This window comes from Bdellovibrio sp. HCB185ZH (genome assembly GCF_047302455.1).
Classification (GTDB): domain Bacteria; phylum Bdellovibrionota; class Bdellovibrionia; order Bdellovibrionales; family Bdellovibrionaceae; genus Bdellovibrio.
The window spans coordinates 2508378-2521596 of the sequence record NZ_CP178624.1 but is presented as its reverse complement, the minus strand read 5'-3'; the positions used below and the strand labels follow the sequence as shown (position 1 = coordinate 2521596).

The 13219-nt window shown below is 45.0% G+C and carries 14 protein-coding genes; 8 read left to right on the top strand and 6 right to left on the bottom strand.

The window, feature by feature from the left end:
* Positions 1-13 precede the first annotated feature (13 nt).
* Genes ndk through ACLSU7_RS12310 form a run of 6 tightly spaced genes read left to right on the top strand, consistent with a single transcriptional unit; the run spans position 14 to position 5977 of the window.
* The gene (gene ndk / locus ACLSU7_RS12335; protein WP_413292183.1) at positions 14-439 is read left to right on the top strand and encodes a nucleoside-diphosphate kinase; all 426 of its coding nucleotides are present in this window, start codon (positions 14-16) and stop codon (positions 437-439) included.
* Between the two features lie 3 nt (positions 440-442).
* Entirely contained in the window at positions 443-1588 is a 1146-nt protein-coding gene (locus ACLSU7_RS12330; protein ID WP_413292182.1) for a class I SAM-dependent RNA methyltransferase, read from the top strand.
* Positions 1589-1612: 24 nt separating this feature from the next.
* Positions 1613-2365: a tetratricopeptide repeat protein gene (locus ACLSU7_RS12325; protein ID WP_413292181.1), complete on the top strand. Its 753-nt coding sequence runs from the start codon at positions 1613-1615 to the stop codon at positions 2363-2365.
* A complete protein-coding gene (locus ACLSU7_RS12320; protein ID WP_413292180.1) occupies positions 2365-3453 on the top strand; it encodes a helix-turn-helix domain-containing protein in 1089 nt (362 codons plus the stop codon). Before ACLSU7_RS12325 ends, ACLSU7_RS12320 begins: the two co-directional genes overlap by 1 nt.
* Before the next feature lie 2 nt (positions 3454-3455).
* A complete protein-coding gene (locus ACLSU7_RS12315) occupies positions 3456-4772 on the top strand; it encodes an ArnT family glycosyltransferase (RefSeq protein WP_413292179.1) in 1317 nt (438 codons plus the stop codon).
* A complete protein-coding gene (locus tag ACLSU7_RS12310; protein WP_413292178.1) occupies positions 4769-5977 on the top strand; it encodes a hypothetical protein in 1209 nt (402 codons plus the stop codon). The genes ACLSU7_RS12315 and ACLSU7_RS12310 overlap by 4 nt, the downstream gene beginning before the upstream one ends.
* On the opposite strand, the gene ACLSU7_RS12305 is transcribed toward ACLSU7_RS12310, so the two are convergent.
* On the bottom strand, positions 5952-6275 hold the full coding sequence (locus tag ACLSU7_RS12305) for a 2Fe-2S iron-sulfur cluster-binding protein (protein ID WP_413292177.1): 324 nt from the start codon (positions 6273-6275) through the stop codon (positions 5952-5954). The two genes, ACLSU7_RS12310 and ACLSU7_RS12305, sit on opposite strands and share 26 nt — an antisense overlap.
* Positions 6276-6344: 69 nt before the next feature.
* On the opposite strand from ACLSU7_RS12305, the gene ACLSU7_RS12300 reads away from it, so the two are divergent.
* Positions 6345-6959 carry a PolC-type DNA polymerase III gene (locus ACLSU7_RS12300; protein WP_413292176.1) on the top strand — a complete coding sequence of 205 codons (615 nt, stop codon included), beginning with the start codon at positions 6345-6347 and terminating at the stop codon, positions 6957-6959.
* Between the two features lie 67 nt (positions 6960-7026).
* Here ACLSU7_RS12300 and ACLSU7_RS12295 read toward each other — a convergent pair whose 3' ends face one another.
* The 3 genes from ACLSU7_RS12295 to ACLSU7_RS12285 form a co-directional block, all read right to left on the bottom strand.
* Entirely contained in the window at positions 7027-8640 is a 1614-nt protein-coding gene (locus tag ACLSU7_RS12295) for an NAD+ synthase (protein WP_413292175.1), read from the bottom strand.
* A 43-nt stretch (positions 8641-8683) separates the two neighbouring features.
* Positions 8684-9040, bottom strand: a complete 357-nt coding sequence (locus ACLSU7_RS12290) for a DUF2203 domain-containing protein (RefSeq protein ID WP_413295413.1) — start codon at positions 9038-9040, stop codon at positions 8684-8686.
* A gap of 132 nt (positions 9041-9172) precedes the next feature.
* Positions 9173-10036: a hypothetical protein gene (locus ACLSU7_RS12285; RefSeq protein ID WP_413292174.1), complete on the bottom strand. Its 864-nt coding sequence runs from the start codon at positions 10034-10036 to the stop codon at positions 9173-9175.
* Positions 10037-10055: 19 nt separating this feature from the next.
* On the opposite strand from ACLSU7_RS12285, the gene ACLSU7_RS12280 reads away from it, so the two are divergent.
* Positions 10056-11120 (top strand): tetratricopeptide repeat protein, encoded by a 1065-nt coding sequence (locus tag ACLSU7_RS12280; protein WP_413292173.1) that lies wholly within the window; start codon positions 10056-10058, stop codon positions 11118-11120.
* A 66-nt stretch (positions 11121-11186) separates the two neighbouring features.
* Here ACLSU7_RS12280 and rimO read toward each other — a convergent pair whose 3' ends face one another.
* Both rimO and ACLSU7_RS12270 read right to left on the bottom strand, forming a co-directional pair.
* Positions 11187-12560 (bottom strand): 30S ribosomal protein S12 methylthiotransferase RimO, encoded by a 1374-nt coding sequence (gene rimO, locus ACLSU7_RS12275; protein ID WP_413292172.1) that lies wholly within the window; start codon positions 12558-12560, stop codon positions 11187-11189.
* Complete coding sequence (locus ACLSU7_RS12270) at positions 12557-13207, bottom strand: LolA family protein (RefSeq protein WP_413292171.1); 651 nt, start codon at positions 13205-13207, stop codon at positions 12557-12559. The genes rimO and ACLSU7_RS12270 overlap by 4 nt, the downstream gene beginning before the upstream one ends.
* Between the last annotated feature and the right edge of the window lie 12 nt (positions 13208-13219).

Here is a 13219-nt window from a genome sequence, read left to right as displayed (position 1 = left end):
AAGGAGATATCTAATGGCTATCGAACAAACATTCTCAATCATCAAACCAAACGCTATGAAAAAAAATGCTATCGGTGACATCATCAGCATGTTTGAAGCAAACGGTTTGAAAATCGCTGCTGCTAAAATCACAGTTTTGACTGCTGATAAAGCTGGTGAGTTCTACGCTGAACACAAAGCTCGTCCATTCTTTGGCGAACTAGTTTCTTTCATGACTTCTGGCCCAGTTATGTTGATGTGCTTGCAAGGTGAAGGCGCAGTTTTGAAAAACCGCGAAATCATGGGTGCAACTGATCCTAAAAAAGCTAACCCAGGCACAGTACGTTCTAAATTCGGTGACAACATGGGCGAAAACGCAGTTCACGGCTCTGACTCTGTTGAATCTGCAGCTCGCGAACTTGCTTTGTTCTTCGAAAAACACGAAATCTGCAACGCGTAGTTTGTGGACGTAAATTCTCGTATCCAAGTTAAGATCGAGAAAATGGCCATCGGAGGCGCGGGCATCGCCCGCCACGATGGCCTTGTTATTTTTGTACCCCTCGCAGCTCCCGAAGATGAATTGCTCGTCGAAATCACGACTGCTAAGAAAAATTTTGCTGAAGCTCGCATCGTTGATATTTTAAAACCGGGCCCATCGCGCAGAACTCCACCATGCCCTGTCGCGGATGTTTGTGGTGGTTGCAACTGGCAGCAGATCACGGAAGATGAACAACGAAATCAAAAACAGTCCCTGGTTCTGGAAACGATCAAGAAGTTTAATCCGGAATTGAATTTCGAATATCTACCAGTTCAGGCAAGCCCTCGATCATTCAGTTATCGCAACCGCATTCAGCCTAAGTTTCATAATGGTCGCTTCGGTTTTTTCGCAAGAAATTCCCATGAAATCGTGGAAATCAATGATTGCCCGATCACCGAGGAAATTCTGACGAAGAAATTTGCTGAAGTCCGCCAATGGGCCGCAGAGAAAAAATCTCGCGATCTGTTGCGGTTGGAAATGTATATCGCTGAAAACGAAGAAGTCCGTTATGGTCTGATCACGGATGAAGATGACGGCATCGGCTTTTCTCAAGTAAACCGCTTTCAGAATCCACATTTGTTAGAAACGACTTTGAATTGGGCCGGTGATGTTGAGTATCCGCAGGTTTTTGACCTTTATGCGGGCTCAGGCAATTTCACCTTTCCGTTAATGCAAAAGTATAAATCCGCGAAAGTGACCGCAGTCGAACTTAATCCTAAGTTGGTAGAACGTGGTCGAGGTTTGAATAAAGATAAGCGTCTTCGCTACTTTATGTCGGATGTGGAAAGCTACATGCGCAGAGCCGATATTCAAAATCAGGACCTGGTAGTCCTGGACCCTCCCCGCGCCGGAGCCAGTGAATACATCATGCGCTCTTTAGCGGCGGCAGCCCCGCAAAAGATCATTTACATCAGCTGCCACCCTGTTTCCCTGGCTCGTGATTTGAAATGGTTCTTTGCATGGGCGCAAAAGCTCGGCAAAAATTTCCGCCTCGAGCGAATGCAAACATTCGAGATGTTTCCTCAGACAGACCATGTAGAGACTATTGCTGAGCTCAGGGTTGACTCTTAGCTCTCTAATGATACCTTTTTAGACATGCGTAAATGGATTATCGCTGCTTGCATGCTTGCTTTGGCCGGTTGTGCAAGTTGGAGTCAGAACAAAGAAAAGTCAGAATTATATCTTCGAATGGGCAATGCCTTTATCGAAGAGGGCAACTATCCCAATGCAATCGTAGCCCTGCAAAAAGCCCAAGAGCTTGATTCCACAAATGCCGCCGTCCCTAACAGTATGGGCCAAGCGCTTTTCATGCGCGAACGCTACGACCTTGCGGAAAAACAGTTTCGCAAAGCAGTTGCGATGAATCCTAAATACTCCGACGCCCGCAACAATTTGGGCCGCGTGTTGATTGAACAAGGCAAGTACGCTGAAGCGGACAAAGAGCTCACTCTGGTGCTTAACGACCTGACTTATGCAGGTATCGATAAAGCCTTCACAAATTATGGCCTTTCAAAGTTCAACCAAAAGCAATACGCCGCCGCTCAGGAAGCTTTTTTGAATGTTTTAAAAACCAAGTCAGATGATTGCTGGGCAAACTCATACTATGGTCGAGCTTTCTTTGAAGAAAAGAAATACGCGCAGGCGACTGAAGCTCTGGATCGCGCGATTGGCTTTTGCCAAAAAAATCTGATTGATGAGCCCCACTATTACAGTGCCTTGGCTTATTACCGCGTTGGAGACAAATCAAAATCCATCGCACGCTTTGAGGAAATCATTCGTTACTATCCAGATGGCAAATACCGCGACAAAGCCAAGGGCATGCTGGATCTGATTCGAAAGGGACAATAATGAAGAAAACAGGTGAGATTCTAAAGGCAGCACGTGAAGAAAAAGGCCTCTCGCTGAATGAAGTGGCGTTGTCTCTTAAAATCAGCAGCAAAGTTTTGAAAGCCATTGAGGAAGGTGACGAAAGCCAGCTTCCGGCAAAAACATTTTTGCGTGGTTTCGTAAAAAGCTATGCCACATTCCTGCGCTTGGATGCAGATAAGATTCTTGAAAGCTTTTACGAGGAAATGGGCAGCACCCGCCCACAACCTTACATCCGCCCGAGCAGCACCCCAGAAAAAGATGCGGCGATCGAAAGCAAGTCTGAGACGGCTGATAATGCTGAAGCGACAGTCACACCTATCCGTAAATCTGCATCCGCTTCCAGCAGCAATGACTATTCTCCTTTGAACAAAAAGAACAACACGAAGACCATCGTCGCGGTCGTTCTTTTGTGCGTGCTTGCGGGTTTGATTATCTTTACTAAAAAGATGATCGATAAATATTCCAAAGAAGCTGAAATTCCACCATCTGTTGCACAAACAATGGAAGGTGTTACTCCGGTTGATGGCGAGACGCCGACTTTGACGGAGCCGTTAACTTCGCAAAGCCCGACGCCTGCAACATCGCCACTGGAAAATATGACAAAGGCTGATGCTGGTAAAACCGAGCCCGTAAGCAAAGCCACTCCGACTGCGACACCTAAGGCTTCGCCATCACCATCTGCAACAGAGACGCCAAAAGCTTCTCCAAGTCCTTCTGCAACACACTCCCCGTCGCCGACAGCGTCGGCATCCGCATCAGCTTCTCCGACTGCGACTGCAAGTGCGACGGCATCTGCGACGCCTTCTCCTTCAGCTTCTCCGACTCCGGAAAAGCCGAAGCCAGTTGAGCTTATCGTCGAAGCATTGGACACGGTTGAAATCGAATACTCTTCTCCAAATGGCAAACCACAGAAAATCAAATTGTCTGCGGAACAAGTGCATACGTTCAAAAGTAAAAGCGGTTTGAAAATTAATTTTTCAAACGGTGGCGCGGTAAATTTGATCTTGAACGGAAAAGAATTGGGTATCCCGGGCGATTTGGGTAAGCCAATTAAATTGAGTTACTAATCTTGAAAGATCTCAAACGACTTTGGCTTATCAGCCTTTTCGTCAAATTGATTCTTGCGGCACTGATTCCACTCAGTGCCGATGAAGCTTACTACTGGGTCTGGTCTCATCGTCTCCAATTAAGTTATTTCGATCATCCACCGATGGTGGCCTGGTTGTTTTCGTTGGGCCATTTCCTGGAGCCCTTTTTACATTCCGTGCGCTGGCCAGCTGTCATTCTGGGCCACGCGGCGCTCTGGGTTGGTATTAAGCTGCTATCCAAGCATTTAGAACTCGAAAAAATCCGAACATGGATTTACCTGGTTCTGTTTTCTCCACTTTTGGGATTTGGATCTTTGATCGTCACACCTGATTTGCCCGTGATTTTCTTCTGGATTCTAAGTCTGTATTATCTGGATCAGGTACTTGAAAAAAAAGATCTTAAAAATTACGCCGCGTTTGGTGTGGCTTTGGGTTTAGGTTTTTGTGCAAAATACCATATCGTACTTTTTGTTCCGTGCCTTCTTCTGTATCTGCTATTTGAAAAAAAATGGAACGAGGTCAATTGGAAATGGGTTCCAGTAACATTGATCGCGGGCTTGATATTCTGCCTTCCCGTTATTCTGTGGAACTATCAAAATGATTTTGCGTCTTTCAAATTTCAATTGGAGCATGGCTTTGAAAGACCCCATTACAATCCAGAGTGGACCATTTCATACGTGCTCGCTCAAATTGCCATTATTTTTCCTTGGGTCCTTTGGGCGGCGGTGCGCGCAAAACCCGCCAAGCCTGTTCGTTACATGATTTATTTCGCCTGGCTGCCTTTGTTATTCTTTCTGGGCACGTCCTTTAAAGCCTTGGTAGAGGCGAATTGGCCGATCATAGCATATCCTGCGATGTTCATGCTGGCAGCGATGCACCCGCGCATGTCCCAGTGGAAAAAGTATTATATCGGCTTTTTTGGAGCAGTTATCGCTGCTGCGATCGTAATCCTTTTTGTTCCACAATTTCGCTCGGTGGATCCAAAAATCAGCGAGCCGTTTATTATGCAGACTCTGGCCCAGGAAACTGCTGAATATCAGCCGCTGTACGGTGACTCCTATCAAATGTCATCCTCGCTGTGGTATTTCAGCAAATCTCCGGTGTTTAAGCTAAAGGATATCAGCCGTTTTGACTTTTTCGACACGCTTCCAGAAGCAAAACCTGCTGGAAACAAGTTTTATTTGGTGAAGCATCAAGGCAATGGTTTACCCCAGTGGCTTTCCGAACAACAATGGACTTATCAGGAGATAAAGAAAATCGCTCCTGACTTTGTTGTTTTGGAATTCACACGACCATGAAATCAATTGTCGCTTTTTCATTCTTACTGGTTTTCTATTTTCTGTTTGGATTTTATCTAAACCAGTTCGACACGTCGATCGTTCCCAGACAACTTTCAGCTGCACATTCCTCCAATTATTATGACTACAAGGGTGTGATGAATGTGCACACAGATCTATCTTCCGGATCTGCGACACCAAGCTTTGTGATCACTTCAGCAAAACTTGCCAATTTGGATTTCTTGATTTTCACGGACTTAAACATTTTCAACATGCCGACAAGTTTTGAATCCTATCATGGAAATCTGATGGTTCTTTCGGCTGGTAAGTACAGTTATCTTGATTCCCGACTGATCTATTACTCTTTGTCACAAGAAAGCATTGGCAGCAGCCTCGGGGATGCACAAGTGACGTTGGCGGATTTGCTTTCGCAAAAAACGGGCGCCAAGAAAGATTCTTTGACGATACTCGCGCATCCATACAAAGCCGGCTTCACTTGGAGCGGAGAGATTCCTTCCGGTCTTGATGGTTTCGAACTGTGGAATTTAAAGAGTCTTTCCAATCGCGCTTGGCAGGATTCAAAACTTTCCACAATCTGGAGTTTTTTGATTTATCCTTTCAATCCCCGTTTGTCCTTCTTGCGTTTGTATTCAGAACCTACGGATGAAATTGCTTTGCTGGACAAACTGTCGATGGAGCGCAAAATCGTCGTCTACGCCGGCGCCGAAGCCTCTGCGCGTGCAATTCCCTTAGCGAACTATCTAATCCGTTTTCCCAGCTATAAGCGCTCTTTTGAAATCATGAGCAATCACGTGATGCTAAAATCAGAACTCACGGGAAGCTTTAACGGTGACCGCGCTAAGATTTTCAATGCGCTTAAGCAAGGCAACTTCTATATGGCGATGGATATCTTGGGGGATCCCAAGGGTTTTGTCGCGACGATCGACGACGAAAAACAGTCCTACATGATGGGCTCTGAGATGAAGTTTAAAAAAGGCATGGTCCTTAAAGTAAAACTTCCGACGACACCGAAAGAATTTTTTGAAATCATTATTTACCGCAATGGTGAAGCCGTTGCACGTGTCAATCAGCCTGAAACTTCATTTCCGATTGCAGAGCCTGGCGTTTATCGTGTGCAAGTTCGTGTGACGTCAACGATGCCAATCCCCGATGCGAAAAAATGGATCAGTTGGATTTATACTAATCCTTATTACGTGCGCCCTTAACGGGTCTTTCGATGACAAGACCTTCTAAGGGTTCAGTCTGACAAGCCAATCGTTCAAAATCTTGAAAACCGCGATCAGCTGCAATATCGGCTTCAATTTCATTTCTTGGTGGCAGTTTCTCAAGCCCCTCGCGAACAAAAATCCGGCATGTTCCACACGTTCCGAAACCACCACACGTGTGATCCAAAGAGAGGCCTTCGCGCACAGCCACATCAAGCACACTCTGGTCCTTTTGACTCACCAGGGCATCGATGCCGTCCGGCAAAAAGGTTATATATTTTCCAGACTTAGGCTTCACGGCGGAAATCTCCTCTAAACAGACAGTCTTTCATTGAAAGGGCCTCTGCCATTTTGTATCAATTATGCCATGAGATTTGTAGCTTTTGACTTCGAAACAACTGGAACTGTACCTGGCGTAGACCAAATTATTGAAATTGGAGCTGTGCGCTTCATTAACGGTGAACCTGAGGCCGTATTTGCGACTCTTGTAGACCCTCTTCGCCCAATTCCTCCAGGCGCTTCCAGAGTGAATGGCATCTTTGATGACATGGTTAAAGGCAAACCAACTATTGATACTTTGTTGGATTCTTTGGCTGACTTCTGCGGTGACGACATCATGGTTGCACACAACGCACCTTTCGATGCTCAGTTCTTGACGGCTGACGTAAAAAAACACGAATCAAAAGCACCTCGTGGGATTGTGTTGGACTCCTTGCCAATCGCTCGTAAAGTTTTCCCCGGTCTTCCAAACTATAAATTGGGAACTTTGGTGCAACACTTGAAAATTCCAACAACAGATTTCCATAGAGCAGAGGAAGATGCGACTTACTTAGGTCACATGTTCACGCAAATGCTTAAAAGAATTTCTGTGGGCGGCCAAGCTCCGCAAGTTGCAAACTTGGTGGCCTTGACTGGTAAACCTGAATTGCGTTTCCCGCAAATCGTGCGCCAGCCAAAACAAATGGATTTCTTTGGCGTTTAAATTTTTCCGGCATAAATTGAAAAAAAAGGCTGTGGTGACACAGCCTTTTTTTTATTCATATTCAACTCTAAGCCTTGTGAGCAATCGGATAGCGACGTCCCCGTCCAAAAGCATGGGGCGATACTTTCAAAATCGGCGGTGCTTGCCAACGTTTGAATTCCGTTCGCATTAGTACCGGCAACAACCATTTATCAGATGCCGTTTTTGGTTCTTTGAATTGCTCAACCAAGGAAACCACAGATTTATCCAAGTCATCATACTCCGGAAGGGAGTCCTGATCTTTTTGATTAGGACGTAGTTCTGCTGAAGGTGGACGTGTGATAATCGTTTCCGGGATCACTTCGCCTTCTTTGTTATAGTGCTTTGCGAGTGCATAAACCTGTTGTTTCGTCAGATCACCAAGCGGCGCTAAACCACCACACATATCTCCGTAAAGGGTCGAATAGCCTGATGCGTACTCACTCTTATTTCCAGTGGTTAAAAGCATGCTGTTGTTTTGATTGGAGTAAGCCATCAAAGTCAAACCACGCAGACGAGCCTGCAGATTTTCATTTACAACACTGAAACCTGTTAAGCCGATGCCTTTTTCCAGACCTTTCACGACCTGTTCATACATCGGAGCAATTTCAACGGTCTTGAATTCAACGCCCAGATTTTTGGCCAACTCTTCAGCCAGCGTTAAACTCATAGAGGCATTATAAGGCCCCGGCAAAGCGAGTGTTGTCACATTCGCAGGTCCCATTGCATCCACCGCCAACGCCGCTGCCACAGCGGAATCAATACCGCCACTGGATCCCAGGTGAACTTTCTTCATCCCAGTCTTTGCACAGAAATCTCGAATTCCCAAAACCAAGGCGCGGCGAAGTTCTTCGACACTTTGAATTTTTGGATTTTTACTCCAGACCTCTTTGGTGTCGAGATCGATCACGTTCAAATCTTCCTCGAAAGGAAGACAGGTCATTAATTTTTTCCCTTTTTTATCCAGAACGAAACTTGCACCATCAAAAATAATCTCATCCTGCGCACCAACCATATTGGCATACAAAATCGGTGCATTGAAATACTCCGCCGTTTTACGGGTTACGTATTCACGTTGTTTCATCTTATCTACGAAATATGGCGAAGCACTTAAGTTTACAACCATGTCGACTTTTTGCTTTTTTACTTTCGCTAAAGGATTCACCTTATATGGTGAATGGCCTTTGGCATCAGGCCATGCCCAGATATCTTCACAGATGGTCAGGAAAAACTTCTTACCCTTCCACGTGAAATAGTTTTTCGACACGTCACCTGGTTCGATAAAGCGGGCTTCATCGAAAACATCACCTGTTGGCAAAAGTTGTTTGTGAAAGAACCGAGGTTTTTGGCCTTTAACCGCAAAGACGGCAGAATTAAAATAGGGACGACCCTTTTTATCTGGATTGCGTGTGATAACTCCGAATATCACCGCAATGTTTTTCGGAATTCTTTTTAGTAGATCCCGCATTTCGGTTTCTTGCTTTTTAACTATCTGCTCACGCTCTAACAAATCAAACGGATGATAGCCAAACAGTGAACATTCGGGAAATACCACCATTTCGCACTTACGTTGTTGCGCTTGGTGGATATAATCCAAAATCTTTTCTTTATTGGTTTTAAAATCAGCTAGAGTGGGGTTGATTTGCGCCAGAGCTATTCTCATGCGCTCAATATACGCTCACCCTTTGGACTTTCAAGTCGGGTTTTTAGTTGTCGATGGGTTTACGGCCCGAGAAGCCATCGTGATAGCCGTGGAAGTGCCCCACATGTGTTTCAGGGAATTTCCAGCAGAAATAGCCTTCACCGCTGTCAAAATCGGCCATCCAAAGGCCCTTAGGCTCCGCGCCCAGCTTTTCAATCTTGGCCTGCCAGCGATCAATAATCGCGTTAATTTGCTCTTCGATAACAACGACGGAGGGGTGGGTTTTATCAGAATATGCTTCGATGCGGTTCACATGAAGCTTCACTTCGCGATTGGCCTCATCAGTCAACCGATAGATGATCGGCAACAACTGACGTGCTTCCTCAATAGTGAAGAATTTCTTGCGATTGATCTCAATCACATTTTCCAAAAATGGCCCCCTCGAAACAAACGAGTGCCTTGTATGCTCGAAACAAACGTTTGTTACAAGCACTTCCGTTTGGTGACAGACAACTTAAGATTTAATGTGGAATTTTTCTAAACGCGATGCAGACTATTTTTCACCACTCTTGGAAAATTGCAGAGCCTGACCACCGAGGAAGATCACGAGTGCAATTATCAACGCGGCGATGAATAACCAACGTATAAAATTTCCAAAAGTTACTGGTTCTTCCGCTGCTTCTGCAACGGTTCTTGCTTCCGGTTTTTTCACTGCAGTTTTCTTGGGTTTCGTATTCATGTCAGATGAAACCACAGTGGATTTTTTTCCTGATTCAGCTCTCTTTTCGAGTTTTTTTCGGTCTTCTTCAGTCATACCACTGATCGGCAAAGAGGCCACGCGTCGACCGCCTTCAACAACATAAGAAGATCCGTTTTTAGCTTTGTATAAAGTACCGGCACCACCACCCTCGAGGGTGATTTCAATCACCTTTCCACCACCCACATCGCCGTTGCCCGAAACACCTTGCTTAGGTGCTCTTGCACTGGAAATAGAATTGCTCCCACGAGGACGAGAACTCGAACCTGCATAAGTTCCACTGCTTGATGAAGAGCTTGAACTGGATTTAGAACTACTTGCATCTGAAGAAGAGCTGCTGCTGGAATTACTGGAGTTTGATTTTCCAGTGTTAGACGAATTGGAATTATTGCCCGAAACACCTTGAAAACTAAATTTACATTCACTCTCTTTAAGAGTATCGGCACCGAGTTGTGGAAGCTCTCCCGTTTCTAACAAACACGCGAGATAGTCGCCCATGAATGATTGAACAAATGCTTGGAAGGGCTTGAAGATCTGAGTCATTAACATCAAGACGAGCGATACCGATATCACCAGCATCAACACGTACTCAATCACAGCCTGACCACCATTACTTTTTAGTCTAGCTGAATATTTAGATTTCTTCACTAGCATGCGCATTTAAGTCATAATACAACATATGAAAAGCAGACTGAATTTCAAACACTTGCTCGTAGTAATCATCTTGCCTTTTGTCTCATTATCGACCATTGCCGGAACGGTCACCCCGACCTCTGGTCAGGACAAAGTCGAAGCTTTGAAAGCAGAAATTAAGAAAGATCCCAAAAACACGAAGCTCGTTGTGCAGTTGGCGCAGGAATTCTACGCGCAAAAAGACTACGAAAAGGTCACCCTGCTTTTGTGGAAGCAGATTGATAAACTCGATCGTCAAGCGATTCTGCTTTTAGCTCGTGCGCACGAAGCCCGCCAGGAAACGGGCGATATGATTCGTGCCTTGAACAATTTGATCAGCAAAAACGACAAGGACTTCGAGGCTTATTCACTGCTGGGAAATGCCTATGTCCTGCAAAAGAAACCGAAAGAGGCCTTGGAAAATTACAAGCTCGCTATCGAGGCAAATCCCAAGTACGAGCCGCCCTATAATGCTCTGATGAAAATGTATGAAACCCGTCAACCGCCCAACTATTATGAAATGCGCATTCTTGCGCAGGATATGATCGATAACATGGGTAAAAAAGCGGAGTACCTGGCAAAGCTTTGCGAAATCAATACGAACGATGCGACTTATGAAGCCGGTGTTACTTCGTGTCGTGAAGCCATTCAGAAAGATTCGAAAATCGCTGATGCTCACGTCAACTTGGGGCTTAGCATGAAGGGCATGGGCGATGATGACAAAGCAAAAGCAGCTTTAAAGAAGGCCGCCGACAGCTTTCCCAAGTCCGAATTCGCGCAGTACACCTACGGACACCTTCTGGAAGAAGATAAAAGCTCTATAGAAGCGATGAAATACTTTAAGGCAGGTTCAGAGGCCGACCCCAAATCGGCGCGCTCCTGGCTGGGTTTAGCGACGACATCGTTTGATATGAAAAAATACGAGGTTGCGCTGATCGCTTACAAGAATGCCTGCAAGTACGATAGAAAGAACGCCGTTGCCTTTAGAAAGGCTACGACGGTTTTAAGAAACTCCCGCGTTTCTGAGTGGATTGGGAAATATGAAAGCGCTTCGGAGAATTGCACTTTCTAGTGACATCATTACTTGAAAATAAAAAAGGCTCCTTGCGGGAGCCTTTTTTCGTTCTAACTGCAGGTTTTAGTTCTCAGTGATGATTTCACCAATAAGATCGTATTCCATAGAATCCGTCACATGAACCTTCACCATATCACCGACTTTGGCTTCACCGTCGTTAATCAAAACAACGCCATCGATATCGGGAGCTTGACCCCAGAAACGACCTTGCAAAAGCAAATCAGTCTCTTCAGAGAAACCTTCCACAATCACGTCGATAGTTTTACCCACGAAATCACGGTGCTTGTTACGAGAGATGTTTTGTTGAACTTCCATCAAAGCGTCATGACGGTAGTCTTTAGTTTCGTCATCGATTTGGTTATCCATACGACCACCAGGTGTGTTTTCTTCAGGAGAGTACTTGAAGCAACCCACTCGGTCGAACTGCTGTTCAGCTACGAACTGCAACAACTCTTCGAATTGTTCTTCCGTTTCACCTGGGAAACCCACGATGAATTGTGTACGGATCACAGCCTCTGGCAAGTGTTCGCGGATGTTCATCAATGCCGTTTCAATTTCATCGCGAGTCATTTTACGGTTCATTGATTTAAGAACCGCATCGTTCACGTGCTGAAGTGGCATATCGAAATAACGAACGATCTTAGTGCTGTTCTTGATAACTTGAACCATTTCCTGAGTGATGCCATCTGGGTACAAGTACATCAAACGGATCCACTGCAAGCCTTCAACTTTATCCAATGCTTTCAAAAGCTCCACTGGGCTTTCTTTGCGAGTTGGATCTTTACGGCGGATATCAAAACCATAGTCTGTGAAGTCATGGCTGATGATGATAAGTTCTTTAACACCACCTGCAACCAAAAGCTGAGCTTCCGCCACGATCGCGTCGATAGAACGAGATTGAAGGTTACCGCGGATCAAAGGGATCGCGCAGAATGCACAACGCTTCATGCAACCTTCCGAGATTTTCAAGTACGCACGGTGACCCGGTTGAGAGTTCACACGCGGAGTTGCTTCTTCCTGAAGGTATGTTGGAAGATTGAAGAAAGTTTTTTGCTTTTCGCCAGCCTCAGAATTTTTCAAGATTTTAGAGATGTTTTGGAACTCACCAGAGCCCACGAACAAATCGGCCTCAGGCAAACCTTCAACAAGGTCGTCCTTATAGCGCTGAGTTAAGCAACCCGCGACAACGACTTTTTTAACTTTGCCTTGTTGCTTAAGATCGCTCATATCCAAAATACGCTGGATGGATTCTTTTTTGGAATCTTCGATGAAACCGCAAGTGTTTACGATAACAGTGTCAGCGTCTTCCGCTTCGCCCACGACTTGGAAGCCATCTTTCATTAGAGTTCCCGCCATGATCTCGGAATCTACGAGATTCTTAGGGCAACCCAAGCTGATAAAGTGTACTTTTTTATTTTCAACTGTTTCTTGCTTCATAGGTTTGTTACCGGTTTACCTTTAGGTGGTTCGTACTTAAATAAATTCTTTTTAATGCTGTCTTTTAGTTTGATGTCTGTGAATTTCATCGTCACAAGATTTTCTAAATCATCTGTGTATGAAATTTCTGTGATCTCTAACTTTTTCAGGTCGATGATCATCTGCAAATTCTTAACAGGAAGATCATCTTTAGGAGCGATGAAAAGTGTTGATGAAATATCTTTGTCTTTTTTCTCATCCACAACTTTGAAGGTCTTTTGAATATCGCCACCAATCAATGTCGCTGCGATCAGTTGTCCACGAGTTTTCTTATCTGGCTTACCGCGAGCAATCTGCGGATCTCCACCAAACTCTTTGGGCGGATATTGCACGTTCCAAAGAGTCACCCCGTCATACACGACAAGTGCTTCATCCGGAGTTTTAGTTTCCAGACGAAATTTGCTGTTTGATATCGCAAGAGTCCCAGTGAACTTGCTGATCTTGCCAGTAAGTTCGGACTTCACTGTTTTTTCAACAGACATTTCCACAACCTTAGCGGCACGATACTTTACGGAAACTTTTTTAAGAGTGGCGTTGGTTTTATCGGCTGCGAATGCATTGACTGAAAGTCCAAGAGATAAAATTAAGGCACTGATTTGTTTAAACATTCGGGCGTTATA

Bases quoted from the DNA above. Each gene is read 5' to 3' on its own strand.
- ACLSU7_RS12280 (WP_413292173.1), top strand. From the start codon at position 10,056: ATGAAAAGCAGACTGAATTTCAAACACTTGCTCGTAGTAATCATCTTG.
- ACLSU7_RS12320 (WP_413292180.1), top strand. From the start codon at position 2,365: ATGAAGAAAACAGGTGAGATTCTAAAGGCAGCACGTGAAGAAAAAGGC.
- ACLSU7_RS12295 (WP_413292175.1), bottom strand. From the start codon at position 8,640: ATGAGAATAGCTCTGGCGCAAATCAACCCCACTCTAGCTGATTTTAAA.
- rimO (WP_413292172.1), bottom strand. From the start codon at position 12,560: ATGAAGCAAGAAACAGTTGAAAATAAAAAAGTACACTTTATCAGCTTG.
- ACLSU7_RS12310 (WP_413292178.1), top strand. From the start codon at position 4,769: ATGAAATCAATTGTCGCTTTTTCATTCTTACTGGTTTTCTATTTTCTG.
- ndk (WP_413292183.1), top strand. From the start codon at position 14: ATGGCTATCGAACAAACATTCTCAATCATCAAACCAAACGCTATGAAA.
- ACLSU7_RS12300 (WP_413292176.1), top strand. From the start codon at position 6,345: ATGAGATTTGTAGCTTTTGACTTCGAAACAACTGGAACTGTACCTGGC.
- ACLSU7_RS12325 (WP_413292181.1), top strand. From the start codon at position 1,613: ATGCGTAAATGGATTATCGCTGCTTGCATGCTTGCTTTGGCCGGTTGT.
- ACLSU7_RS12270 (WP_413292171.1), bottom strand. From the start codon at position 13,207: ATGTTTAAACAAATCAGTGCCTTAATTTTATCTCTTGGACTTTCAGTC.
- ACLSU7_RS12285 (WP_413292174.1), bottom strand. From the start codon at position 10,036: ATGCGCATGCTAGTGAAGAAATCTAAATATTCAGCTAGACTAAAAAGT.